We start from the raw sequence: 25,027 nt of genomic DNA on the forward strand, positions 1-25,027 counted from the left end.
GGAATCATCCACGCATGGCGTGGATCTACTGGCCCTGCAGCGCTGCGCGCAACCACGCCAGGAAGGCAGGCAGCGCCGGATTGCCATCTGCATCGGCGCGCGTCACTGCGTAGTAGGCGAAGGCCTGCGGCCATGGCTGGTCGATCACCACCTGCAGGCGCCCGTTGGCCAGTTCTTCGGCCGCATGGATGTCGCGTACCAGCGCGATGCCCTGCCCGGCCACCGCCGCACGGATCAGCAACAGGTCGTCATCGAAAGCAGGGCCGCGCTCCAGCCGCTCATCGGCCGCCAGGCCCTGTGCCTGGAACCACAGCCGCCAGTCGCTGCGATCGGCATCCTGCAGCAGCGGCAGCTGCAGGCAATCCTGCACGGTGCCCACGGCGGGCGCGCTGGCCAGCAGCGCAGGGCTGGCCACTGGCAGCAGCACCGGCGCCAGCAGATGCTCGGCATGCAGTCCGGGGTAGCGCCCCAGCCCGTGGCGGATCGCGATGTCCACACCATCGCGGCGCAGGTCGGCCAGCGCCGGGCTGGCATCGAGCTGCACGTCCACCTGCGGTTGCAGTGCGCTGAATTCACCCAGGCGTGGCGCCAGCCATTGCGCGGCGAAACTGGGTGCGGCGCTGATACGCAGCGTGCGCCGCGTTTCCCAGCGTTCGAGTGCCTGCAGGCTCTGTGCGATCTGCTCGAAAGCCAGCAGCAGTTCCGGGTACACGCGCGCGCCCGCCGCGCTGAGCACCACGCCATGACGGGTGCGATCGAACAGGTTCACGCCCAGGCGTTCCTGCAGCTGCCGCAGCTGCTGGCTGATCGCGCCGGGCGTGACACCCATCGCTTCGGCGGCAGCGGTCAGGCTGCCGTGGCGGCCGGTTTCAACAAAGGCCCGCAGGCCCAGCAGCGGCAAAACTGCCCCATTCCGTTCTCCCGTTGCTTCGCCGGCATCCACCGCGCGGCGACAGCATATCGACCGCGGCGCAGGCTGTCGCGCACCCGTCGCGCAAGTTGAGCCAGGCTCAACTCCCCGTGCAGAAGACATCGTTTCCCCGCCACGGCGGCCTTTCCTAGACTGCCTGCACGGCTGCTGCAGCGCCTGTTTCCGCATCGTCGGCCCTCGTGCATCGAAGGCTGGCGCGTGCCGTCGCTCCCTGCCGTCCAGGAACCCCATGAACGAACCTTCGCTGCACCTGTACACCGACAGCTCGCCCAATGGCTTCAAGGCCACCACCGCGCTGGAAGAACTGGGCCTGCCGTATCGCCTGCATCACGTCCGCATCGACGCGGGCGAGCACCGACATCCCGATTTCCTGCAGCTCAATCCGCATGGCCGCATACCGGTGCTGGAGGATCGCGCGCGTGGCATCGTCATTTTCGAATCCGCGGCGATCCTGATGTACCTGGCCGAGCAGGGCAACGCGTTGTTGCCTTCCGAGCCGTCTGCACGCTGGCAGACACTGACCTGGCTGATGTTCCATGCCGCCAGCGTCGGCCCGATCCTCGGCCAGCGCGTGCACTTCGAGCACTTCGCACAACAGCCCGACATGGCCGCAATCGAACGCTATCGCAGGTTGAGCGACGATCTGTTCGCCGTGCTCGACCAGCGCCTGCACGGGCGCGAGTGGCTGGCCGGTGATCAGTACTCGATCGCCGACATCGCCCACTTCGGTTGGCTGCATATCGCCCACATCATCGATATCGATTTCTCGCAGCATCGCCATCTGAGCGCGTGGTACGCGCGCGTTGCCGCACGCCCTGCGGTACAGCGCGGCGTGCAGTTGCCCGAACCGGCCACTGGCCCGTAAGGAGGCAACGCTCATGAACGACTCCATCGTGATGCCGGGCGCGTCAGCCCCGGCCTTTGCCACGCACCCAGGCTACCAGCGCATGTTCCGCCCCGATGCACTGACCCTGGGCATCTACCTGCCATTGCGCTTCTATCAGGGCGACATGGCCGTGCTGCAGGGCCAGGCGCGGCTGGTGGAGGACATCGACCGCCACGGCTTTGCCGCGGTGTGGGTGCGTGATGTGCCGCTGTACGACCCGAAGTTCGGCGATGCGGGCCAATTGTTCGATCCATTCACCTACCTTGCGTGGCTGGCGGCGCGCACGCAGCGCGTAGCTCTGGCCACCGGCAGCGTGGTGTTGCCACTGCGCCATCCGATCGATCTGGCGAAGGCGGCGGCGTCTGTCGATCAGCTGTCCGGTGGGCGCCTGGTGATGGGCGTTGCCTCCGGTGATCGTCCGCTGGAGTTTCCCGCCTACGGGCTGGAGCACGCGGCGCGCGGTGAGCGCTTCGCCAGCGCGATGGGTGAGATGCGGCGTTGGCTGCAGCCGGGCGCGGACGGGCGGATGACGCATGCCTGGGCCGAACAGGGCCTGCAGTTGCTGCCGCCCACGGTCAACGGCCGCGTTCCGCTGGTTGTCACCGGTGGCGCACGCCAGCCGCTGGAGTGGATTGGCCAGCATGCCGATGGCTGGCTGACCTACCCAGAGGCCACTCATGACAACGCTGGTCCGCAGCGGCTGGCCACGAAGATCGGCGCCTGGCGCGCGCTGATCCCGGATGGTGGCTTCCGCCCGCACATGACCAACGAATGGATCGACCTGGTGGACGACCCGGATCATCCACGCACGCCGCTGCAAGGGGGCTATACCCTGCGCACCGGCCGCAAGGGCCTGATAGAGCTGCTGCAGGCCTGGCAGCAGGCAGGCGTCAATCATGCCGCGCTGGGCATCCAGTTCGCCGAGCGGCCCGCAGATGAGGTGCTGCAGGAACTGGCCGAAGAGGTGCTGCCATTGTTCCCGTCGCACCCGGGGCCGACGCCGCGGGTGATGGACTGGTAGCGCAGTAGGAATGGCGTCGGCCGGCGCTCAGCTGGCCGGCCGGCGCAGGCAGATGCGTGACGCCCCGGTGCTGATGTCCACCTGCCCACCCTGCATGGCGTCGGCGCCGAGAATCAGCGCGGGTCGCGTCTCGAGGCCGATCGCCTTGAACACGGGCAGTTCGCTGATCCGGACTTCCATCGGTGGATGCCGCCAGCCAGCGCTGGTCATGCTCGGCAGGGTGTACAGCCAGGTGGCCTGCTTCCCGCCGCCCAGGCCCTCGGTGCCCTTCTCACGTACCCGCACGCGGATGTCGCTGCCATCGGTGCGCACGCCCAGCGCACGGGCGGCTTCGGCATTGAGCACGGTCTGCGCCGCGCCGGTATCGACCACGGCGATGGCCTCCACACCGGTCTCGCCCAGTGCCAGCGTGATGAAGCCGAACTGGCGCAGCCCGGCACTGCGATCGGGCAGGGCATTGGCCTGGCAGCCGTTTCCATCCAGCGCGAGACGCCCCGGCGCCCACAAGGCAAGCTCGCCACGGCCGAAGTCCCAGCGCGTGTCCCAGCGCCCGGTCAGGTCGTTGCCGACCAGGCCATCAATGGCCGCTTCATCGTCCTTCGCCAACGAGGACAGGTCGGCCTGCGTGCCGCTCGCCTGCAGCTGCCAGCTGCCCAGCCGCCAAGAGGTGGTGCGCATCCTCCGCAGCGCGGCTGCCTTTGCGCTGGCACCTTGGGCATGTGAAACCGCCGCATCGGTGTCTTCCAGGCGATAGCGCCGGGCCACACGGTCATCCACCAGGGTTGCACCGGCCGCACTGTCGACCACGAAACGCAGTGGTTCGGCGCGCCCGTCCAGCGAGACAGCCACGGCTGGATGACCCCCCTGCATCCACATCGGCAGTACGTGTTCGGGAGCATCGGCCGCCAGCGCAGGCAGCGAGGCAGCAAGCAGGGGAAGCAAGGTGAGGCGCACGGGATGTCTCAGCAGTGAGGGTGGAGAGACCATTGGCGGGCACGGGCGTATCGCGGGAATATCGGCGTTGATACCGTCCTGATACACAGCTGGCTGATACTGAGCACATGAACGCTCCCGCCCGGGTCATCGTCGTCGATGACGACGCCAGCATCCGAGATGCCATCGCCGACTGCCTGCTGCTGCATGGCTACCAGGTGCGCGTGGCGGCCGGTGCCATGGCGTTGGATATGCTGCTGCAGGCCGAACGACCGGATGTGATCATCCTCGACTGGATGATGCCCGGCGAGGATGGCCTGTCGGTCTGCCGCCGGCTGCAGGCACGGGCCATCCCGATCCTGATGCTGTCGGCGATGGGCAGTGCCCCGGACCGGGTGATCGGTCTGGAAATGGGCGCGGATGATTACCTGGCCAAGCCGTTCGACCCGCGTGAGCTGCTGGCAAGGGTGCGTGCGCTGCTGCGCCGGCAGGACAAGCTGCGCACCCAGGTGGCGAGTGAGCTGCGCTTCGCCGGCTGGCGGCTGCTGCCCGAACAACGCCGCCTGATCGCGCCGGATGGAGCGGAGCTGGTACTGAGCCGCGGTGAGTTCTCTCTGCTGCTGGTGCTGGCCGAACGTCCCGGGCGGGTGCTGGCGCGCGAGCAGCTGCTGCAGCTGAGCCGCGGCGAGCCGAGCGACAGCGTGGATCGTGCCATCGACCTGGCAATCAGCCGCCTGCGTCGGAAGCTGGGGCAGGCCGCGCCCGGCGCTGAAGCCCTGGTACAGACATTGCGCGGCGAAGGCTATCGCTTCAATGCCGAGGTCCAGGTGCTGTGAGTGCCCGTTGGTCCACTGCGCGCTGGATCGCAATGCTGGCTCTCACCAGCCTGCTGCTGGCCACCCTGGTCAGCGTGGCGGTGGTGGGCTGGATGCCACGACCGGCGCCGCCGCCGATGCGCCTGGATCAGGCTCTGCAGGTGCTGCGGGGGGAACGTGCGGCGCCGCCGCTGGGGCTGCATCTATCGGTCGTCAGTTCGGCACCGGAAGGCCGCAGCAGCGACTGGCTGACCGAGCTGGCCGCCTTGCAGCTGGGTGTACCGGTGGATCACGTGCGCCTGGTCTGGGCCGGGCAGGGCAAGGCCCCCGATGTGCAGGTCATCGAGGGCGGGACGGTGCTGGATGCTTCAGGGCGTGCCGGAGTGCTGACGTCACAGGCGGCCCTGCTGACCGCCATGCAGTGGCCGCCGTTCGAGCTGGGTGTGCGCCGGGCCGATGATCGCTGGCAGGTGGTCGGCAGCGATCACAGTGATCTGGCGGCCTGGCGCGGTCAGGTTCTGCTTGCACTGTTGGCCGGCACGCTGCTGCTGGCGCCGCTGGCGGCCTGGGCGTCGCTCCGCATCGGGCGGCCCCTGCGCCGCTTGGCCGAAGCCAGCGCGCGGGTTGATCTGCAGGACGGGACGCCGCTGCCGGACGATGGCCCACGCGAGGTGCAGGTGCTGGCCGCAGCGATCAGCAGCGGTCGTGAGCGCCTGCGCGACCAGGCGCAGGACATGACCCGCATGCTGGCGGCCGTGGCGCACGACCTGCGCACGCCGCTGACCGGCCTGCGCCTGCGTGCGGAGTTTGCACCGCCGCCACAGGCAGCGCGGATGGTGGCCGACATCGAGCGCATGGACACGATGATCGAGCAGGTGCTCGATTACGCACGCGGGGAGCTGCAACCGCTGGAGTTGCGAGCACTGGACGTGGCCGCGTTGCTGGAGGAATGCGTGCAGAGCGCCTTGCTGCGCGGTGTCGATATTTCTGCAGAGGGACCGGACGTGCTGCCGTGGCAGGGGGATGCGCTCCTGCTGCGGCGGGCCATCGACAACCTCATCGACAACGCCGCTCGTTATGCCGGCGCCGTGCACCTGCGGGTTGCCATGGCAGGCAATCGCGTGCAGCTGGACGTGATGGATCGCGGACCGGGCATCGCCGAGGCCGATCGCGTGCGCCTGCTGCAACCCTTCCAGCGCAGCGAAAGCTCGCGCAGTCGTGCCACCGGTGGGACCGGCCTCGGTCTGGCCGTCGCCGCCAACGTGGCACGGCGGCATGCGGGTGAACTGCAGCTGCTGCAACGTGACGGAGGGGGATTGATCGCACGCCTGGTGCTGGGATCGGCCTCCTGACATCGCATGTCGATTGACTGGACGTCATCTTTCTGGTTTATGATTAGGTGCCTAATCATGTGGGTATCGATGATGCTCGAAGCCAAGCACCATGCCCTGCTGGACGAGGCACAGCGACGAGGCCATGCCAACGTCGCGCAGCTGCGCCTGTGCTTCCAGCTGCTGTCGCTGTCATCGTCGATCGATCGCGACTGCGCCACACGTCTGGCGCCACAGGGTCTCAGCGAGGGGCGCTTCATCGTGCTGTTCCTGCTGCACGGTGCAGGTGGCACGCTGCCGCCGCATGAACTTGCCGAGCGCGCAGGCGTCACCCGCGCCACCATCAGCGGCCTGCTCGATGGCCTGCAGCGCGAAGGCCTGCTGCAGCGTCGCAGCGATGCCGAGGATGGCCGCCGCCTGCAGATCGTGCTGACCGCAAAGGGCGCGCGTCTGGCCGAGTCATTGTTCGACCAGCACACGCAGTGGATCGGTGGCCTGTTCAATGGGCTCGAAGCTGGCGAACAGCAGCAGCTTTCGCAGCTGCTGCACAAGGTCTGGCAGCACACCGACGCCGGGCGTGAGACTGCGGCATGAGCGGTGCCATCGCCGCAGAGCGCCTGCGTGCGCTCAACCGTGGCAGCGTCGCGACGACCCATCTGGCCGAGTGCCTTGCAGTGGACTTCGCTGCGCTGCTGCAGGTGGTAGCCCCCGCACTTGGACCGGATGCGCTGCAACGCATGCGCGACGCTGCGGGAAAGGGCATCACCCGACGCATGGGTTTGGCCGCACAGCTGCTGCGCGGGGCGGGGCAGGGCACACCTGCGCTCTGGCAGGCTCACAGCTCTGACACCGTGCGCGGCTGGGCCTGCTATCTGATCGGCAGCGATGCCTCTACACCGCTGGCAACGAAGCTGCAGGCGATGCGACCGCTGGCCGATGACCCGCACTTCGGCGTGCGCGAATGGGCGTGGCTGGCATTGCGTGCCGACATCGTTGCTGCGCCGATGCAGGCGCTTGAGTACCTGCAGCCGTGGACGCATGACGCATCGCCGTACCTGCGTCGCTTCGCCTGCGAGGCGCTGCGCCCGCGCGGCGTCTGGGCCACGCATATCGCGCTGTTCAAGCAGCGTCCGGAACTTGCGTTGCCGGTGCTGGAAGCACTCGCCGACGATCCCGAGCGCTATGTGCAGGATTCGGTTGGCAACTGGCTCAACGATGCTGGCAGGACGCAGCCGCAGTGGCTGCTTGATCTCTGCACGCGCTGGCAGCGCGAACGCGACAGCGCTGCCAATGCCTACATCCGCAAGCGCGCACTGCGCTCGCTGCAATCCCGGTAGCGCCGGGCCATGCCCGGCGGACGCCAATCGACCACCTCAGGGAAGACCACCATGCCGCACACGCTCATCGAGCTCTACAGCGCCACCCCCGCCTGGACCACGCTGCCTCCCGAACAACGCGCGGCCTTCTTCGCCCTCATCGGCGCCGGTATGCAGCAGTTCGATCCGGCCCGCATCATGCCGCTGGCGATGGGCCGCATTGCCACGGGCGTACCGCGCGGCAGTGGTGAGCAGTTCTACGCGGTCTGGCGCTGCGCCAGCCGCGAGGAGGCCGACGCGCTGGTGGCGGGCATCGCCGCCACCGGCTGGCACGACTACTTCACCACCACCCATGCGGTAGGCGCGGTGGACGGCATGGCCCAGCACTTGGCTGATCTGGCTGCGCTGTAACGACGCGAAGAGCGCTCGCATGGCCCAGCCCACGGCATGGATGGCACATGCGCCTGTCACCGAGACACGGTAAACAGTGCATTGCCCATGTCCGTCCGCAGGGAAGTTGATCATGCAGAGCAAGCTCCAGGTCACGTTGTTCGGCCCTCTTGGTGCCAGCCCGGCGCTGCAGGTGCCGGGGCAGGAAGGGCCGTCGGTGGCCATTCCGGAAGCGACGCTGCGGCAGCTGGTCTCCGATCTCTATACCGCGCGCTCCCTGCTCAACCCCGAGCAGCTGGACGAAGCCAGGCAGGAGCTGGACCGCGTGCTGGAGCGCTGGGCGGACATCCATGAAGGCCTGCTGCTGGACGTGGAAGTGCATGGCAGATGAGCGACTTCGCATGCGTGCCGCCGCGTAGTCGTCCCAGACGGGCCCATCGCTGAACCGCGTTCCCAGTTGCGGATGAAACATTTTGCACTGCGCAAAAGCTGTGCTATCAATACAACCCATGAACGCAGCCCCCACCAGCTTTTACTGGTATTACTTTCCGAAGCCACTGGCGGAGGAAGGACTGCGCTCACCCTGAAGAAAGCTTCAGACGCATTCCCGAAAGCCGCCAGCGAACCTGGCGGCTTTTTTCATGCCGCCACGCTGGGGACCCCCAACGTCCCGGAGATCTCCCGCAATGCCCCCGCACACCGACGACCTGCGTATCCGCACCATCGAACCGCTGACACCGCCTGCCCAGCTGCTGGCGATGCTGCCCTGTGACGATGAAGCTTCCGACACCGTCAGCGCCTCGCGCGCGGCCCTGCACCAGATCCTGCACGGCCGTGACGACCGCTTGGCGGTGGTGGTGGGCCCGTGCTCGATCCACGACCCGAACGCTGCCATTGAGTACGCCCAGCGCCTGAAGCCGCTGCGCGACGCACTGGCCGGCGAACTGGAAATCGTCATGCGCGTGTACTTCGAGAAGCCGCGCACCACGGTGGGCTGGAAGGGCCTGATCAACGACCCGGACCTGGACGGCAGCTTCAAGATCGACAAGGGCCTGCGCATCGCCCGCGGCCTGCTGCGCGACATCAACAAGCTCGGCCTGCCTGCCGGTGTCGAGTTCCTCGACGTGATCTCGCCGCAGTACATCGCCGACCTGGTGGCATGGGGCGCGATCGGTGCGCGTACCACCGAGAGCCAGGTACACCGCGAGCTGGCTTCGGGGCTGTCGTGCCCGGTCGGCTTCAAGAACGGCACCGATGGCAACGTGAAGATCGCCGCTGACGCAGTGGGTGCGGCATCCAATCCGCATCACTTCCTGTCGGTCACCAAGCAGGGCGGCACGGCCATCGTGTCGACCACCGGCAACCCGGATTGCCATGTGATCCTGCGCGGTGGCAAGCAGCCGAACTACGACGCGGGCAGCGTTGCCGAGGCCTGCCAAGTGCTGGCCAAGTCCAAGCTGCCGACGCGTTTGATGATCGATGCCAGCCACGCCAACAGCCTGAAGAACCCGGAGAACCAGCCGAAGGTGATCGACGACATCGCCGTTCAGCTGGAAGACGGTGAACAGCGCATCGTTGGCGTGATGATCGAGAGCCATCTGGTCGGTGGTCGCCAGGAGCTGGTGGAAGGCCAGCCGCTGGTCTACGGGCAGAGCATCACCGATGGGTGCATCGATTGGGACACCACCGTGACGGTGCTGGAGCGACTGGCTGCGGCCGTGCGCGCCCGTCGCGACGTAAAGGTGTCCGAAGCCGCCTGAGTGCGGCACGTGTGTGGATGGCGGCCAGCGCCTGCGGGGGTGCGGCCGCGATCAGGGCCGGTCGGAGTTGGAGGCCAGCCCATCTGCACCGGCGATGCGCCTGGCGCTGCGCATGAGCGACAGCGCCAGGTACATCGCCGGGGTGGTGTACAGCGTCAGCCACTGGCTGACCAGCAACCCGCCCACAATGGCGATTCCCAGCGGTTGCCGGAGTTCCCAGCCTTCGCCGTTGGCCAGCATCAGCGGCAGCGTGCCCAGCAGCGCCGCCAGCGAGGTCATCAGGATCGGCCGCAGGCGCAATCGCGCTGCTTCCATCACCGCGTCCCGTGCAGTCAGGCCACGCCGCTCGCCGGCCAGCGCGAAGTCCACCAGCAGGATGGTGTTCTTCATCACCACACCGACCAGCAGGAACAGACCGAGCAGCGCGATCAGGTTCAGTTCGTCGCCGAACAGCCACAGCGCCAGCAGTGCGCCGATGCCGGCCGAGGGCAAGGTGGACAGGATCACCAGCGGCTGCATGAAACTCTCGTAGAGGATGCCCAGCACCAGGTAGACCGCCAGCGTGGCGCCGAGCACCAGCCACAGCTGGCGCGAACGCAGCTGCTCCAGGCCGCCGGCCTCACCGGACAGCTTGCCCTGTACCGAACGTGGCAGCATCAGTTTCGACATCGCGCCATCGATTGCCTGTGTGGCCTGTTCCAGGCCCACCCCCGGTGCCAGCGCGAACTCGATCCAGATCGAGGCGAACTGCTCACTGTGGTACACCCGGTCCGGTGCCATGCCATAGCGCCAGCTGGCGATGCTCGACAGCGGAATGCGCTGGCCGTTGCCATCGATCACCTGCAGGCGTGACAGCGTGCCCGGGTCCTGGGTGTGCTTCGGGTCCAGCTCCATCACCACGCGGTACTGGTTGAGGCTGTCGTACAGCGTGGCGACCTGGCGCTGGCTGAAGGAGTTGTTGAGCATGTTGGCCACCGTGCGCAGGTCCACGCCGTGGCGCGCGGCTGCTTCGCGGTCGATGTCCAGCATCACCTGGCGCATGCCTGCTTCGCCCTGTGCTTCCACGTCCACCAGTTCGGGCAGGCCACGCAGCGCGGCAGCCACCTTCGGCGCCCATTCGCGCAGCGGTGCTGTATCGGCCGACAGCAGCTGGAACTCGTACTTGCCACTGCTGCCTGCGCCCTCCAGGCGGATGTCCTGGTCCACCCACAGATAGAGATTGCCGCCGGGCAGCTTGGGCAGCCGCGCGCGCAGGCGGTCAATCACCTCTTGGCTGGAGACCTTTCGCTCGGCCAGAGGCTTCATCTTGATCATGATGAAGGCGTTGTTGACCCCGTTGCTGCCACCGATGTAGCCGATGATGTCCTCGATGGCCGGGTCGGACAGCAACAGCTTCCTGTACGCATCGATCTTCGGTTGCATGGCCTGAAAGGACAGGCCGTCATCGCCACGGGCGAAGCCGCGCAGCTGCGCGGTGTCCTGCTTGGGCACGATGCCCTTGGGCACCTGCTGGAACAGCCACGTGTTGAGCGCGATGACTGCAATGAAGGCCAGCAACGGCCAGCGCAGCCGGCGCAGGCTGGCCTGCAGCGTGCGCAGGTAAGCGCCGCGCACGCGCTCGAACAGTGCATTGCTGCCGCGCTGCCAACGCGAGGGTTGCTGCGCGGCATCCACGAACAATCGTGCACACAGCATCGGAACCAGGCTCAGCGCGACCAGCACGGAGACCGTCATTGCCGCCACCAGGGTCAGCGAGAATTCGCGGAACAGGCGTTCGACGAAGTCATCCAGGAACAGGATGGCGACGAACACCACGGCCAGTGCAACGTTCATCGACAGCAGCGTGGCACCGACTTCCGATGCGCCACGCACCGCCGCCTGCCAGCGGTCCGCGCCGAGTTCGCGATGGCGGGCGATGTTCTCCAGCACCACGATGGCATCGTCCACCACCAGCACCGCCGCGACAATCAACGCCATCAGCGAGAGCGTGTTGAGCGAGAAGCCCATCAGCGCGATCAGCGCCAGCGTACCGAACAGCACCACCGGGATCGCCACGCTGGGCACCAGTGCAGCACGCCAGTGGCCGAGGAAGGCCAGCACCACCAGCACCACCAATACGATCGCCAGCACCAGGGTGAGCTCTGCCTCATGCAGGGTGGCGCGGATTACCGGCGAGCGGTCCATCACCAGCCGCATGTCCACGCCGGAGGGCAGCAGTGCATGCAGCTGGGGCAGCTGCGCCTGGATGGCATCGACGGTAGCGATGATGTTGGCGCCGGGTTGGCGGCTGACGATCAGCAGCACGGCCGGGCGTTCGTTGTGGAAGCCGCTGGCATAGCGGTCCTCCACGCCATCGGCAACGGCGGCTACATCGCCCAGCCGCAGCGTGCGGTCGTCGCTCACCTTCAGAGCCAACTCGCGATACTGCGCGGCCTGGCGCAGCTGCAGTGGCGCTTCCAGCTGCCACTGCTGGTGCGCATCCCCCACCGCACCCAACGGGCGCACCGCATTGGCGCGGGCGATGACCTGGGCTACGTCTTCCAGCGCCAGCCCGGCGTGGTTCAGTGCGTTCGGATCCAGCGACACACGCACTGCCGGCAAGGCACTGCCGCCCACCTGCACTTCGCCCACGCCTGGTACCTGCGACAGCTTCTGCGCCAGCACGGTGGAGGCCAGGTCATACAGCTGGCCTGGCGAGCGCGTGTCCGAAGTCAGTGCCAGTGCCAGGATCGGTGCCTGCGAAGGATTCACCTTGCGGTACTGCGGCATGCCCGGCATGCCACTGGGCAGCTGGCCGCGAGCGAGGTTGATCGCGGCCTGCACTTCACGTGCGGCCTCATCGATATCACGGCCGAGCACGAACTTCAGTTCGATCTGGGTCTGGCCCTGGGTGCTGGCCGAATCGATGCGCGAGATGCCGGGCAGGCTGCCCAGCGCACGCTCCAACGGCGTGGCCACGGTGGCGGCCATCGATTCGGGCGAGGCGCCGGGCAGGCTGGCACTGACTTCAATGGCTGGGTAGTCCACCTGTGGCAGCGGCGCCACCGGCAACAGCCGCAGCGCCAGCAGGCCGGCCAGCACCAGTGCCACCGCCAGCAGGATCGTTGCTACCGGGCGCTGCACGCAGGCCTGCGCCAGGCGCGCGATGGGGGTCACGCGCGTGCCTCGTCAGCGCCCGTCGGGGCCGCTGCACGGCCACGCTGCAGGCGGTCGAAGGCCAGGTAGATCACCGGCGTGGTGAACAGCGTCAATACCTGGCTGACCAGCAGTCCGCCCACCATCACCCAGCCCAGTGGCTGCCGCAGCTCGGCGCCGGAACCGCTGGCCAGCATCAGCGGTACCGCGCCGAACAGTGCGGCCAGCGTGGTCATCAGGATCGGCCGGAAGCGCAGCAGCGCGGCCTGATGGATCGCCTCGCGTGGTGACATGCCGCGTGTGCGCTGCGCGTCCAGCGCGAAGTCGATCATCATGATCGCGTTCTTCTTCACCAGCCCGATCAGCAGCACGATGCCGATCACCGCGATCAGATCCAGGCTGCGTCCGCTCAGCCACAGTGCGGCCAATGCACCCACGGTGGCCGAGGGCAGGGTGGACAGGATGGTGATGGGATGGATGAAGCTCTCGTAGAGCACGCCCAGCACGATGTACATCACTACCACGGCCGCCAGGATCAGCCACAACGTGGACGATAGCGAGCTGCTGAAGGCGGCCGCCGCGCCCTGCAGGCGAAGTTCGATGCTCTGCGGCAGATTCACCTGCGCGCGCGCGGCGAGCACGGCATCCACCGCTTCGCCCAGCGAAGCGCCCGGGGCGAGATTGAACGAAAGCGTAGCCGCCGGGAACTGGCCCACGTGATTGCGCAGCAGCGCGGACGGACCCACCTCTACACGCGCTACCGAACCCAGCGGCACGGTCTGCCCGGCGCTGTTGCGCACGCGCAGGCCGGTGATGGCTTCCGGTCCCGGCTGGCGCGACGGATCGGCTTCCAGCACCACCCGGTATTGGCTGGCCTGGGTGAAGATGGTTGAAATCTGGCGCTGCCCATAGGCGTCGTACAGGGCATCGGCTACCGCTTCCACGCTTACGCCCAGGCGCGCCGCCGCATCGCGGTCGATCGCCACGCGCGCCTGCCGCCCCTGCATCTGCAGATCGCTGGACACATCACGCAGCGCCGGCGACTGGCGCAAGGCCTGCAGAAGCTTCGGTGTCCAGCTTTCCAGCGCTTCCAGATCCGGCGTGGTCAGGGTGAACTGGTACTGGTTGCGGCTGATGCGGTCTTCGATGCCCAGTTCCTGCACCGGTTGCAGGTACAGGATGATGCCGGGAATCTTCGCCACGCGCTGCTGCAGCCGTTCCATCACGACGGCGGCACCGTCGCGGTCGCCATGCGATTTCAGTTCGATCAGCAGGCGGCCGGTGTTGAGCGTGGCGTTGTTGCCGTCCACGCCGATGTAGGACGAGACGCTGGCCACTGCCTCGTCGGCTTCGATGGCCGCCGCCAGCGCCTGCTGGCGCTCGCGCATGGCCTGGAACGAGATAGCCTGTGGCGCCTCGCTGATGCCTTGCACCAGGCCGGCATCCTGCACCGGGAAGAAACCCTTGGGCACGGCGAAGTACAGCGCTACGGTCAGTGCCAGCGTCGCCACCGTGGCCAGCAGCATCAGCGGCTGGCGCTGCAGCACCCAGCGCAGCTGGCGGTCGTAAAGGGTGATGACGCGGTCGAAGACATCTTGTTTTGGGGTCGGAGCCCTGGCTGGATCCGACCCCTGGGCCGGGGTCAGATCCCCGTGGGGCTCTGACCCCTTCGCATGCGGCTTCAGGAAGCGCGCGCACAGCATCGGCGTCAGCGTCAGCGAGACCAGCAGCGAGATGCCGATGGCTACCGCCAGCGTCACCGCGAACTCATGGAACAGCGCGCCCACCAGGTCGGCCATGAACAGCAGCGGGATCAGTACCGCGATCAGCGAGACCGTCAAGGAGACCAGAGTGAAGCCGATTTCCGCTGCACCCCTGAGCGCCGCCTCGCGGGGGCTTTCGCCGTCCTCCAGATGGCGGGCGATGTTCTCCAGCATCACGATGGCGTCGTCCACCACGAAGCCGGTGGCGATGGTCAGTGCCATCAGCGTGAGGTTGTTGAGCGAATAGCCGGCCAGCAGCATCACCGAGAAGGTGCCGACCAGCGACAGCGGCACTGCAACGCTGGGAATCAGTGTGGCCGGCAGATTGCGCAGGAACACCCAGGTGACCAGCACCACCAGCGCGATGGCCAGCACCAGTTCCTTCTGCACGCCGCGCACCGACGCGCGGATCGATTCGGTGCGGTCACTCAGCACGTCCATCTGCACGCCGGCCGGCAGCGTGGCCTGCAGCTGCGGCAGCAATGCTCGCACCTGCTCGACCACGGCGATCACGTTGGCACCGGGCTGGCGCTGGATGTTCACCAGAACTGCCGGCGTAGTGCCGCTCCAGGCGGCCAGCTGCCGGTTCTCAGCGCCATCGCTGATGGTGGCCACATCGCCCAGCCGCAGTGGCGCGCCGTCATGCCAGGCCAGTACCAGCGCGCGGTATTCGGCCACGCTGCGCATCTGATCGTTGGCGTCGAGCATCACCGCTCGGATCGGGCCATCGAAGCTGCCCTTGGGCAGGTTGACGTTGGCCGCAGCAATCGCGGTACGGATGTGGTCCATGCCCAGGCCGTTGGCGGCCAGTGCCGCTGGATTGACCTGGATGCGCACCGCAGGGCGCTGGCCGCCGGCCAGGCTGACCAGCCCGACGCCGGGCAGCTGCGCCAGACGCTGGGCAATGCGCGTATCGACCAGATCGTGCACCTGCGGCAGCGACAGTCCCTGCGAGGTCACCGCCAATGTCAGGATCGGTGTGTCGGCCGGGTTGACCTTGCGGTACACCGGCGGTACCGGCAGGTCTCCGGGAAGGAAGCTGCCTGCCGCGTTGATGGCGGCCTGCACGTCCTGCTCGGCCACGCCCAGCGACACCTCCAGCCCGAACTGCAGGGTAATGACCGAGGCGCCGCCGGAACTGGTCGACGACAGTTGTTTCAGACCGGGAATCTGCCCGAGCTGGCGTTCCAGCGGCGCGGTGATGGTGCGTGTGGTCAGTTCCGGGCTGGCCCCCGGATACAGCGTTGTGATCTGGATGATCGGATAGTCGACCTGCGGCAGCGCTGCCACCGGCAGCAGGCGGTAGGCCAGTACACCGGACAGCAGCAACGCCACCATCAGGAGAGTCGTTGCGACCGGGCGCAGGATGAACGGGCGCGAGAGATTCATGCGCCGGCCTTGATCGCGGCCTCCTCGGTGATGATCTCCACCGCCGTGCCGTCTTCCAGCCCGTCGATGCCTTCGATCACCACCTGGTCGCCGGCCACCAGTCCGGAGCGCACGGCCACGCGTCCATCGTCGGCCGGACCGAGCACCACGTTGCGGCGCTGTGCCTTGTTGTCCTTGTCGACGATATGCACGTAGTTGCCCTGGCTGCCGAACTGCACGGCGGCATCGGGAATCAGCAGCGCGCGCTGCTCGCCCAGTTGCAGGCGGACGTTGACGAACTGGTTGGGGAACAGCGCCAGATCGTGGTTGTCGAAGTGCGCACGCAGTTTCAGCGTGCCAGTGGCGGTATCGATGCGGTTGTCGACACTGGACAGCGCGCCACTGGCAAGCTGCCGGCCTTCTTCGCGGTCCCAGGTTTCCACTGCCAGCGCCGGTTGCACCTGCACGGCATCGAGCAGCGCCGGCAGCTCGGGTTCGGGCACGGTGAACAGAACGCTGATCGGTGCGGTCTGTGCCAGCGTCACCAGGCCTTCGGCATCGCTGGCGCGTACCAGGTTGCCCACGTCCAACCGGCGCAGCCCGACGCGGCCACTGACCGGTGCGGTGATGCGGGTGTACTGCAGCTGCAGGCGCGCCTCGTCAACAGACGCCTGATCGCTGAGGCGGCGGCCCTGCAGCTGGCGCACCTTGCTCTGCTGGTCGCTCAGTTCCTGCCCGGACACGTAGTTCTGCTTCTGCAGTTCGCGGTAGCGCTGCAGCTGGCGCTCGGCGTTCTCCAGCTCGGCCAGGTTCTGTTGCTGGGTGCCCTTGGCCTGCGCCAGCTTCACTTCATACGGGCGCGGGTCGATCTGCGCCAGCAGATCGCCGGCCTTCACCTGCTGGCCTTCCTGGAAATGCAGTCGCAGCAGTTCGCCGTCCACGCGGCTGCGTACCACCACGCTGTGCAGCGGCGTGACCGTACCGACCGCCTTCAGGCGCAGCACCAGCGGCTCGGCGCTGGCGCGGGCGATGCGCACGGGTACCGTCTTGCCGGGTGCATCGTCGCCGGCACCGGCCTCCGTGCGTGGCCAGAACCCCCACAGCAGGCCGCCGGCAAGGGCAACGCCCAGCACGATCAGCAACGGGCGGGCACGACGGAAGCGGGAGTTTTCGGCGACAGACATGGGGCATCCTGCGCCCTGCGCGCGCAGGGACATGCGGGCCCGTCGGTGCGTTCACGGCACCACGGGCAGCGGGGAGGGAGTGTCTGGCGGGGCCGCGGGCGCGGCGTGGCTGGATGCCGTCGCGGCAGCGACGGGGCGACAATGGTAGCCAATCACCCCGGCCAATGCCGCATGACCAACGTCATGCAACGCAATCGGTAGTGCCGGCCGCTGGCCTGCAACCGGCTGGAATCTGCGGGCGTGTGCCGTGTTTCCGGCCAGCGGCCGGCACTACCATCAAGCAATCAATGCACTTCGTCGTGATAGACGAACTTCGGCATTTCCCAGCGGTAGTGGATCGCCAGCAGGCGCAGCGCGAAGCCGCCGCCCAGGCAGCACAGGATCGCGGTAGCGTCGGCCACGCCCCAGTGCAGCAGCAACAGGTAGGCCGCGCCGGTCAGCAGCGCGATGATCGCGTACAGCTCTTTCTGGAAGATCAGCGGCACCTCGTTGCAGAGGATGTCGCGCAGCACGCCGCCGAAGGCGCCTGTCAGCATGCCGGCAATCAGCACGATCGGCATGGCATGGCCGGCCTCACGTGCGATCGAGCAGCCGATCAGGGTGAAGGCGATCAGGCCCAGGCCATCGAGCACCAGGAAGGTGCGGCGGAAGTGGTGCATCCAGCGTGCGACCCAGGTGGCGATCAGCGCCGCACACACGGTGAAGCCCAGGTACTCGGGATGCTTCACCCAGCCCAGCGGATAGTGGCCGAGCAGGATGTCGCGCAGTGATCCGCCGCCGAGGGCGGTGACGCAGGCGATCATGACCACACCGAACAGGTCCATGCGGCGGCGGCCGGCGGACAGCGCGCCGGTCATGGCTTCGGCGGAAATAGCGATCAGGTAGATGATGGACAACAGCATGGGACAGGCTCCGGGCGCGGTGGGGCCGGCCATGCGCCACTATCGCCATTGCCTGCGCAATGACGGGATGACGATGACCGGTGCCGCTCCCGCTGTCCTTTTGCCTGAGAGTTCAGCGGCATGGGCCGCGTGCCCCTTCGGCGGATCGTCCCGGGCGTGCCCGGTGACCTCTCTCCAGCTCGGCGAGTCGAATGCATGGTTGGTGGGATTCCAGCCCACCGGCCTGAGCGATCATGGGAGCCTGCGCCTTCGGCGGGCGCCAGCGCGGCGCCTCTCTCCTGCATTCGGGCGCCAGTATATCCGCTGCAGTGCATCACGGCATAATCCGGGCATGGCACCGTCCCTCCGCCCGTGGTTCCTGTACCTGCTCGAATGCCGCGATGGCAGCTACTACGCCGGCATCAGCACCGACGTGGACGCGCGTTTCGCTGCCCACCAGGCCGGAAAGGGCGCGCGTTACACCCGGTCGCGGCCACCACTGCGGGTCCTGGCGGTGCGCGAGTACCCGGACCGAGCAGCGGCCTCACGTGCCGAATGGGAGCTCAAGCGGCAGCCGCGCGAACGCAAACTGGCCTGGCTGTTGCAGTAGATCCACGCCATGCGTGGATGGGGCGCATCCGGCCATGCCATGATCGCCCAGCCTTCAGCGCTGGAGACCCGGATGTCCACCGTTGCCCTGTTGTTCGCACTTTCCGCAGCAGCAAGCCCTGCCGCCGACGCCGCCACGATCGCAGCCATCGAAGCCACCTGCCATGACTACGTGGATGGCCAGCTGGAGGCCGACCCGCAGCGTGTCGCCCGTTCCCTGCACCCGGACCTGGCCAAACGTGCGGTGCTCGGTGATACACCGGACGAACGCCTGGGCCTGCGCCGGATGTCGAAGGAAGAACTGGTCTCGCTGACGAAGCAGGGCGCGCTGAAGACCCCGAAAGATCAATGGGATCGCCGCTGCACGGTGCTGGACGTGACCGGCAACGCGGCCTCGGTGCGGCTGGAAACGCCGTGGTTCGTCGACTACTTCCACATGGGGCGCTTCGACCAGCGCTGGGTGATCGTCAACGCGATGTGGTACCCGAAGCCGAAGGCGCCGTGAGCCGAGCATGGGCTCGGCTCTACAGGAACATGCGTGCGGCCCTAGCGCCTCGGCCGCCGGTCTTCCTGATCATCACCGAAGATGATGCGCGCGCTGCGCTGGTAGCTCCAGTACGCCACGGCCCAGTTCAGCAGCACCACGATGCGGTTGCGGAAACCGATCAGGAAGAACACGTGCGCGGCCAGCCAGAACCACCAGGCGAGGATGCCCGAGAGCTGCAGCCTGCCCAGGTGCACGATTGCAGCCATGCGGCCGATGGTGGCGAGGTTGCCGAAGTCGGCGTACTTGAAGGGACCTGGCGCCGGCTTGTCGTGCAGGCGCGCGCGGAGCACCTCGGCCACGTACTTGCCCATCTGCTTGGCGGCGGGCGCAACGCCGGGTACCGGCTTGCCGTTGGCCTGGTTCAGCACGGCCAGATCGCCGGCCACGAACAGCTCCGGATGGCCAGGCAGTGTCAGGTCTGGTTGCACCTGCACGCGGCCGGCGCGGTCCAGCGGCACGTCCAGTGTACGCGCCAGTGGTGAAGCAGCCACACCGGCGGCCCAGACCACGGTGCGCGCCGGCACGAACTGATCACCGAGCTTGAAGCCCTGGCTGTCGATGTCGCTCACCGGGGTACCGGTCAACACTTCCACGCCCAGTTTTTCCAGCTGCCGGCGCGCCTTCAGCGAAAGCACTTCCGGGAACGAGGACAGCACGCGCGGCCCGGCCTCGACCAGCCGCACCTTGGCGCTGGCCGGGTCGATGTGGCGGAACTCGTTGCGCAGCGTATGCCGTGCGATCTCTGCCAGGGTGCCGGCCAGTTCAACACCGGTGGGGCCACCGCCGACCACGGCGAAGCTCAGCCACGCCGCCTTCTTCGCCGGGTCCGGTTCGGCCTCGGCACGTTCGAACGCCAGCAGCAGCTTGCGGCGCAGCGCGATGGCATCGTCCAGGGTCTTCAGGCCGGGGGCATCATCGGCCCACTGGTCGTTGCCGAAGTAGGCGTGGGTGGCGCCCGTGGCCAGCAGCAGGGTGTCGTAGTCCAGCGTGCTGCCATCGGCCATGCGGATCTGTCGAGCCTGCTTGTCGATGGTGACCACTTCGCCGAGACGGACTTCCACATTGCGCTGGTGGCCGAGGATGTGGCGCAGCGGTGCGGCGATATCCGGCGCGGACAGGCCGGCGGTGGCCACCTGGTACAGCAGCGGCTGGAACAGATGGTGGTTGCGGCGGTCGACCAGGGTGATGCGTATGCGCTCGCGGGCCAGGGCACGGGTGGCCCAGAGACCGGCAAAACCGCCGCCGACAACAACCAGGTGGGGAACGCGCTCGCGACTCATCGACTCACTCCAGTGGGGGCATGGGGGAAGCGCTTGGCATCTTCGCACGGCAGGCGGTTGTCACGTCAGCGCCTGCGCGGATCGGCGATACTCGGGTTCAGGCAACCGCCCGCGAGGAATCCATGAGCGAACCGGAAAAGCGCATCGCCCTGTTGATCGACGCCGACAATGCGCCGGCATCGAAAATCGACGAAGTCCTGGCCGAAGTCGCCCGCTACGGCGTGGCCAACGTTCGCCGTGCCTATGGCAACTGGAAGAGCCCACGGTTGAAGGGATGGGAGGCGGTGCTGCACGAGTACGCGATCCGTCCGATCCAGCAGTTCGCCTACAGCAAGGGCAAGAATGCTTCGGACATGGCGATGGTGATCGATGCCATGGACCTGCTGTACGCGCGCAATCTGGATGGCTTCGCCATCGTGTCCAGCGATGCCGATTTCACCCCGATGGTGATGCGCCTGCTGACCGATGGCGTGAAGGTCTATGGCTTCGGCGAAAAGAAGACGCCGGAGCCGTTCGTCAACGCATGCTCGAAGTTCACCTATCTGGAAGCGCTGGGGCAGACTCATGCCAGCGTGCAGGATGCGGAACAGTCATCGAACGAACAGGCACCGAACGAGCCGGTGGCCAACGACGATGCGCGTCCGCGCAAGAGCGGCGCGGAAATGCGCAGCGATACGCGTCTGGTGAAGATGCTGCGACGTGCGGTGTCCTCGGCCGAGGGCGAGGATGGCTGGTCGCACCTGGGCCCGGTCGGCAGCCAGATCGGCAACCAGGCCTCGTTCGACCCGCGCAACTACGGTTACGGCAAGCTCAGCGACCTGCTGGCCGCGATTGGCCTGTTCGAGCTGAAAAAGGACGGCAAGTCCTCCTACGTGCGCGCGCTGCCGAAGAAGAACCGGTAGCGCCAGAAGAACCGGTAGCGCCGGGCCATGCCCGGCGGGTGCGCGAGGGAGTCATGCCACTCGCACATCCGCATGCCGATCAGGCGTATCGTTGCCGCTCGCATTGCCAGCAAGGAAAACCCGCATGTTGAAGATCTGGGGCCGTCGCAATTCCAGCAACGTCCGCAAGGTGCTGTGGTGCGCCGAGGAGATCGGCCTGCCGTATGAGTCCATCGAAGTCGGTGGCAGCCACGGCGGCACGCAGACGCCGGAATACCAGGCGATGAATCCCAACAGCCTGGTGCCGGTGATCGAGGACCACGGCCTGCCGCTGTGGGAATCGAACGCCATCGTGCGCTACCTGAGCGCGCGTTACGCGCTGGGCACGCTGTACGCCGAGGACCCGATGGAACGCGCCCAGGCCGAGAAGTGGATGGACTGGAGCACTTCGCGGATGGCGCCGCTGTACACCGACCTGATCTGGGGCATCATGCGCACCGCCCCGGCGGACCGCGACGAAGCACGGATCAACGCCGCCATCGTGCGTGCCGGTGACTACCTGGCGATGGCTGACGCCACGCTGGCCAGGCAGCCGTGGCTGTCGGGCGAGACGTTCGCGATGGGCGATATCCCGCTGGGTTCGCTGATCTACGCGTGGTTCGAACTGCCGATCCAGCGCCCGGAACTGCCGCACCTGGCCGACTGGTACGCGCGCCTGCGCGAACGCCCGGCGTACCAGCGCGGCGTGATGTCGCCGCTGACGTAAGCGGAAACGGTAGCGCCGGGCCATGCCCGGCGGACGCGGTGCGCGCAGAAATCCGCCGGGCATGGCCCGGCGCTACCGTCCGCGTGCCCTCAATACAGATCCGTCGGATCCACGTCCAGCGACCAGCGCACCTTGCGTGCTTCCGGCAGCGCGTACAACTGCGGCACCAAGTGCGAAAGCACGCCATGCAACGGCGGCCGCTGCAGCGCAGACAGCAGCAGCTGGGTGCGCTGGTAGCCGGCGCGGCGCGGCATCGGCGCCGGCATCGGCCCGTAGGCCTCGACCGCGTTCTGTTCGCCCAGCAACTGCCGCGCGGCCAGCAGGAAGGCATTGGCGTGCTCCACCTGCTGGGCTTCGGCACGCATCAGCGCCAGATGTGCGAACGGTGGGAATCCAGCCGCCTCGCGCTGGTTCAACTCGGCCTGCGCGAACGGGTGGTAGCCGCCGCTCACCAGCGTTTCCAGCAACGGATGCCCGGGATGGTGGGTCTGCAGCCAGACTTCGCCGGGATCGCGTGCGCGGCCGGCGCGGCCAGCGACCTGGATCAGCTGCTGTGCCAGTTTTTCACTGGCACGGAAGTCGGCCGAGAACAGCCCTTCGTCGATGCCCACCACCACCACCAGAGTCAGCTTGGGCAGGTCGTGGCCCTTGGCCAGGATCTGCGTGCCGACCAGGATGCCGGGCTGATCGCCCAGTTTCGCCAGCTGCTGTTCCAGCGCGTCGCGTCGCGAGGTGGTGCCGCGGTCGATGCGCACCACCGGGAATTCGGCGAAGGCCGCAGTGAGGTGCTCTTCCAGGCGTTCGGTGCCGATACCCTGCGGCTGCAGCGCCAGGCTGCCGCAGGCCGGGCAGGCCAGCGGTGCCGGTTGCCGCGCACCGCAGTGGTGGCATTGCAGGCGACGGCCGCCACCATGCACGGTCATCGGAGCATCGCAGCGGTTGCAGGGCGCGGTCCAGCCGCAGTCATGACACAGCAGCACCGGCGCGTAACCGCGGCGGTTCTTGAATACCAGCACCTGCTGGCCGCGCTTGAGATGCTCGCCGATGCCGGCCAGTACGTCGGCCGACAAACCGTCATGCAGCGGCCGTTTGCGTACATCCAGGATGCGCACGCGCGGTGGCCGTGCGTCGCCGGCACGCTGCTTCAGGCGCAGGTGGGTGTAGCGCCCGGCATAGGCGTTGTGCAGGGTTTCCAGCGACGGCGTGGCGCTGCCCAGCAGCACCGGGATGCCCAATGCCTTGGCCCGCACCAGAGCGAAATCGCGAGCGTGATAGCGGATGCCGTCCTGCTGCTTGTAGCTGCCGTCGTGTTCCTCGTCGACGATCAGCAGGCCGGCTTGCGGCAATGGCGTGAACACCGCCGAGCGGGTGCCGACGATGACCCGAGCTTCACCGCGAGAGGCGGCCGCCCAGACGCGTGCGCGCTCGTTGTCGTTCAAGCCCGAATGCAGCGCGTGCACGGCGATGCCGAGACGGCCGCGAAAGCGTGCCAGGGTCTGCGGAGTCAGGCCGATTTCCGGCACCAGCACCAGCGCCTGCTTGCCCTGTGCCAGGCAATGGATGATCGCCTGCAGGTACACCTCGGTCTTGCCGCTGCCGGTCACGCCATCCAGCAGGAACGGCTGGAAACCCTCGGTGGCGTTGATCGCGGCCACGGCCTCGGCCTGGTCCGGATTGAGGGTGGGGCCGGGCAGCGGTTGCGCGTGTTGCGGGGCCACACTCAGGGCGACGCGCTCGGCCAGCTCACGCTTGGCCAGGCTGCGCGCAGCGGTGCGCCAGTCCTGCATGCGTTCACCCAGCACGTCTTCGTCCACTGTGGCCTCGGCCAGCAGCTCGGCCAGTTGCCGGGGGCGGCTGCCAGCGCGCAGCTTCCCGCGCTGCAGGCGTCCTTCGGCGGTCAGCTGCCAGCCCCAGTGATGGGTGTCGGGCAGGGCTTCACCATGGCGCAGCGGGCCGGGCAGTGCGGTGCTCAGCACCTCGCCCAGCGGCGCATGGGTATAGCGCGACAGCCACTGCAGGCTCTGCCACAGCTCGCCCTGCAGCAGCGGCTGCGGGTCGCACCACGCCAGCGCCTGGCGCAGGCCCTGGCCGTCGTCGGTCTGGCCGTGGCCGGCCACCACGCCGATCAGCTCGCGGTTGCCGAATGGCACCTTCAGGCGGCAGCCAACCGCCACCGCGGGAGCCTCACCCTCCGGCGACAGGTAGTCGAACAGGCGGGGCAGGGGGACGGGCAGGGCGACCTGCAGGGTCGGAATCGGTGAAAGCATCGGTGTAACGGCGCGCGATAAATCGCCCGCCGCTGGTGAGATAAGCGGTGGGCCACCAATGTTGCGCCCAGCGGAATGAAATTGCACGGGGCGGAAACCGCCCCGCGCACTGGCTCCCCTACCAGGTCGTGTAGATCAGCTCCCGCCGCTGAACAGCCTGGCGGCCGATGGTGTAGCGGATTGGCACCACCCGGGCCCTGAACTGACTGAAGACCTCCCGCATGTCCGGGTGGTCGTTGATCGTCAGGATGGCCGCGCCACGCAGCCCGGCCATCTGACGGGCCAGCTCCTGGTACTGGTCCATGCCAAAGGGAGCGCCGTACCCCTCGGTCTCCCAGTACGGCGGATCGAGGAAGAACAGGCTGTCGGCGGCATCGTACTTGGCCACGCACTGCTGCCAGGGCAGGTGCTCAACGGTGACCTTGTGAAGCCGGAGGTGTGCAGCGCTCAGATCCTCCTCAATGCGCAGCAGGTTGAGGCCCTTGCCGCCCCGGCCGAAACCGGGGGTCTGGCCAGTCGCCTTGCCACCCCATGCCAGTCGCTGCAGGTAATAGAAGCGTGCGGCACGCTGGATGTCGGTCAGGGTGTCCGGGTGCTGGAGCTGGCACCAGCGGAACATCTCGCGGCTCGTCAGCGCCCATTTGAACTGGCGGACGAACTCTTCTAGGTGGTTGGCCACCACCCGATACAGGCGCACCAGCTCGCCGTGGCAGTCGTTCAGGACTTCAGCCCTGGCCGGCTCCCTGGCGAACAGCAGAGCCGCGCCACCAGCGAACGCCTCGACATAGGTGCGGTGGGGGTTCTCGGCCACCAGGGGCAGCAGGTGCGGTAGTAGGCGGGTCTTCCCGCCCGGCCAGGGGAACAGCGTTGTGGTCTTCATTCTCAGCCTCTGCGATGGATCACGGCCAGACTGAGCCTCCCCGCGCGAGGGGGCTGGGCCTTGGCCAATTGCACGCGGGCTGT

At 67.5% G+C, this 25,027-nt stretch carries 22 protein-coding genes and 2 riboswitches; of the genes, 13 read left to right on the forward strand and 9 right to left on the reverse strand.

What is annotated here, in order from left to right:
- Nucleotides 1-25: 25 nt before the first annotated feature.
- Entirely contained in the window at nucleotides 26-901 is an 876-nt protein-coding gene (locus tag AC13GA_RS12715; RefSeq protein ID WP_482998264.1) for a LysR substrate-binding domain-containing protein, read from the reverse strand.
- Nucleotides 902-1,160: 259 nt separating this feature from the next.
- Between AC13GA_RS12715 and AC13GA_RS12720 the strand changes: the two genes are divergently transcribed.
- Both AC13GA_RS12720 and AC13GA_RS12725 read left to right on the forward strand, forming a co-directional pair.
- The gene (locus AC13GA_RS12720) at nucleotides 1,161-1,796 is read left to right on the forward strand and encodes a glutathione S-transferase family protein (protein ID WP_482998265.1); all 636 of its coding nucleotides are present in this window, start codon (nucleotides 1,161-1,163) and stop codon (nucleotides 1,794-1,796) included.
- A gap of 13 nt (nucleotides 1,797-1,809) precedes the next feature.
- Entirely contained in the window at nucleotides 1,810-2,838 is a 1,029-nt protein-coding gene (locus tag AC13GA_RS12725) for an LLM class oxidoreductase (RefSeq protein ID WP_482998266.1), read from the forward strand.
- A 27-nt stretch (nucleotides 2,839-2,865) separates the two neighbouring features.
- On the opposite strand, the gene AC13GA_RS12730 is transcribed toward AC13GA_RS12725, so the two are convergent.
- Entirely contained in the window at nucleotides 2,866-3,825 is a 960-nt protein-coding gene (locus tag AC13GA_RS12730; RefSeq protein ID WP_482998267.1) for a retropepsin-like aspartic protease, read from the reverse strand.
- 74 nt (nucleotides 3,826-3,899) lie between these two features.
- Here AC13GA_RS12730 and AC13GA_RS12735 point away from each other — a divergent pair, with 74 nt between their 5' ends.
- The 7 genes from AC13GA_RS12735 (at nucleotide 3,900) to AC13GA_RS12765 (ending at nucleotide 9,383) form a co-directional block, all read left to right on the forward strand.
- Nucleotides 3,900-4,607, forward strand: a complete 708-nt coding sequence (locus tag AC13GA_RS12735) for a response regulator (protein ID WP_046984240.1) — start codon at nucleotides 3,900-3,902, stop codon at nucleotides 4,605-4,607.
- Nucleotides 4,608-4,639: 32 nt separating this feature from the next.
- The gene (locus tag AC13GA_RS12740) at nucleotides 4,640-5,938 is read left to right on the forward strand and encodes a sensor histidine kinase (protein ID WP_046984241.1); all 1,299 of its coding nucleotides are present in this window, start codon (nucleotides 4,640-4,642) and stop codon (nucleotides 5,936-5,938) included.
- A 72-nt stretch (nucleotides 5,939-6,010) separates the two neighbouring features.
- Nucleotides 6,011-6,511, forward strand: a complete 501-nt coding sequence (locus tag AC13GA_RS12745; protein ID WP_046984260.1) for a MarR family winged helix-turn-helix transcriptional regulator — start codon at nucleotides 6,011-6,013, stop codon at nucleotides 6,509-6,511.
- On the forward strand, nucleotides 6,508-7,254 hold the full coding sequence (locus tag AC13GA_RS12750) for a DNA alkylation repair protein (protein ID WP_136638559.1): 747 nt from the start codon (nucleotides 6,508-6,510) through the stop codon (nucleotides 7,252-7,254). Before AC13GA_RS12745 ends, AC13GA_RS12750 begins: the two co-directional genes overlap by 4 nt.
- A gap of 51 nt (nucleotides 7,255-7,305) precedes the next feature.
- Nucleotides 7,306-7,644, forward strand: a complete 339-nt coding sequence (locus AC13GA_RS12755) for a DUF6616 family protein (RefSeq protein ID WP_046984243.1) — start codon at nucleotides 7,306-7,308, stop codon at nucleotides 7,642-7,644.
- Between the two features lie 112 nt (nucleotides 7,645-7,756).
- Nucleotides 7,757-8,014 (forward strand): hypothetical protein, encoded by a 258-nt coding sequence (locus AC13GA_RS12760; protein ID WP_046984244.1) that lies wholly within the window; start codon nucleotides 7,757-7,759, stop codon nucleotides 8,012-8,014.
- A gap of 295 nt (nucleotides 8,015-8,309) precedes the next feature.
- A complete protein-coding gene (locus tag AC13GA_RS12765) occupies nucleotides 8,310-9,383 on the forward strand; it encodes a 3-deoxy-7-phosphoheptulonate synthase (RefSeq protein ID WP_046984245.1) in 1,074 nt (357 codons plus the stop codon).
- A gap of 51 nt (nucleotides 9,384-9,434) precedes the next feature.
- Here the strand turns inward: AC13GA_RS12765 and AC13GA_RS12770 are convergent, their stop codons facing one another.
- From AC13GA_RS12770 to AC13GA_RS12785, 4 genes are all read right to left on the reverse strand, one after another.
- Nucleotides 9,435-12,539 carry an efflux RND transporter permease subunit gene (locus AC13GA_RS12770; protein ID WP_482998268.1) on the reverse strand — a complete coding sequence of 1,035 codons (3,105 nt, stop codon included), beginning with the start codon at nucleotides 12,537-12,539 and terminating at the stop codon, nucleotides 9,435-9,437.
- On the reverse strand, nucleotides 12,536-15,670 hold the full coding sequence (locus AC13GA_RS12775; protein ID WP_482998269.1) for a multidrug efflux RND transporter permease subunit: 3,135 nt from the start codon (nucleotides 15,668-15,670) through the stop codon (nucleotides 12,536-12,538). The genes AC13GA_RS12770 and AC13GA_RS12775 overlap by 4 nt, the downstream gene beginning before the upstream one ends.
- A complete protein-coding gene (locus AC13GA_RS12780; protein ID WP_253077945.1) occupies nucleotides 15,667-16,833 on the reverse strand; it encodes an MdtA/MuxA family multidrug efflux RND transporter periplasmic adaptor subunit in 1,167 nt (388 codons plus the stop codon). Before AC13GA_RS12780 ends, AC13GA_RS12775 begins: the two co-directional genes overlap by 4 nt.
- A 284-nt stretch (nucleotides 16,834-17,117) precedes the next feature.
- Nucleotides 17,118-17,735 (reverse strand): trimeric intracellular cation channel family protein, encoded by a 618-nt coding sequence (locus tag AC13GA_RS12785; RefSeq protein ID WP_005411215.1) that lies wholly within the window; start codon nucleotides 17,733-17,735, stop codon nucleotides 17,118-17,120.
- An 84-nt stretch (nucleotides 17,736-17,819) separates the two neighbouring features.
- Nucleotides 17,820-17,923, reverse strand: a riboswitch (glycine riboswitch).
- Nucleotides 17,924-17,936: 13 nt separating this feature from the next.
- A riboswitch (glycine riboswitch) is annotated at nucleotides 17,937-18,026 on the reverse strand.
- A 40-nt stretch (nucleotides 18,027-18,066) separates the two neighbouring features.
- On the opposite strand from AC13GA_RS12785, the gene AC13GA_RS12790 reads away from it, so the two are divergent.
- Nucleotides 18,067-18,324 (forward strand): GIY-YIG nuclease family protein, encoded by a 258-nt coding sequence (locus AC13GA_RS12790; protein ID WP_295380731.1) that lies wholly within the window; start codon nucleotides 18,067-18,069, stop codon nucleotides 18,322-18,324.
- Between the two features lie 72 nt (nucleotides 18,325-18,396).
- The gene (locus tag AC13GA_RS12795; RefSeq protein ID WP_482998270.1) at nucleotides 18,397-18,828 is read left to right on the forward strand and encodes a nuclear transport factor 2 family protein; all 432 of its coding nucleotides are present in this window, start codon (nucleotides 18,397-18,399) and stop codon (nucleotides 18,826-18,828) included.
- Nucleotides 18,829-18,869: 41 nt separating this feature from the next.
- On the opposite strand, the gene AC13GA_RS12800 is transcribed toward AC13GA_RS12795, so the two are convergent.
- Nucleotides 18,870-20,150: an NAD(P)/FAD-dependent oxidoreductase gene (locus AC13GA_RS12800; RefSeq protein ID WP_046984250.1), complete on the reverse strand. Its 1,281-nt coding sequence runs from the start codon at nucleotides 20,148-20,150 to the stop codon at nucleotides 18,870-18,872.
- 122 nt (nucleotides 20,151-20,272) lie between these two features.
- On the opposite strand from AC13GA_RS12800, the gene AC13GA_RS12805 reads away from it, so the two are divergent.
- Together AC13GA_RS12805 and AC13GA_RS12810 are read left to right on the forward strand one after the other, a co-directional pair.
- The gene (locus AC13GA_RS12805) at nucleotides 20,273-21,052 is read left to right on the forward strand and encodes an NYN domain-containing protein (protein ID WP_046984251.1); all 780 of its coding nucleotides are present in this window, start codon (nucleotides 20,273-20,275) and stop codon (nucleotides 21,050-21,052) included.
- A gap of 124 nt (nucleotides 21,053-21,176) precedes the next feature.
- Complete coding sequence (locus AC13GA_RS12810) at nucleotides 21,177-21,797, forward strand: glutathione S-transferase family protein (protein WP_046984253.1); 621 nt, start codon at nucleotides 21,177-21,179, stop codon at nucleotides 21,795-21,797.
- Nucleotides 21,798-21,886: 89 nt separating this feature from the next.
- On the opposite strand, the gene AC13GA_RS12815 is transcribed toward AC13GA_RS12810, so the two are convergent.
- Nucleotides 21,887-24,064, reverse strand: coding sequence for a primosomal protein N' (locus tag AC13GA_RS12815; RefSeq protein ID WP_482998271.1), 2,178 nt, complete (start codon nucleotides 24,062-24,064; stop codon nucleotides 21,887-21,889).
- 118 nt (nucleotides 24,065-24,182) lie between these two features.
- The gene (locus AC13GA_RS12820) at nucleotides 24,183-24,944 is read right to left on the reverse strand and encodes a DNA adenine methylase (protein WP_482998272.1); all 762 of its coding nucleotides are present in this window, start codon (nucleotides 24,942-24,944) and stop codon (nucleotides 24,183-24,185) included.
- Between the last annotated feature and the right edge of the window lie 83 nt (nucleotides 24,945-25,027).

The organism is Stenotrophomonas sp. 22DLJC03, from assembly GCF_056861405.1.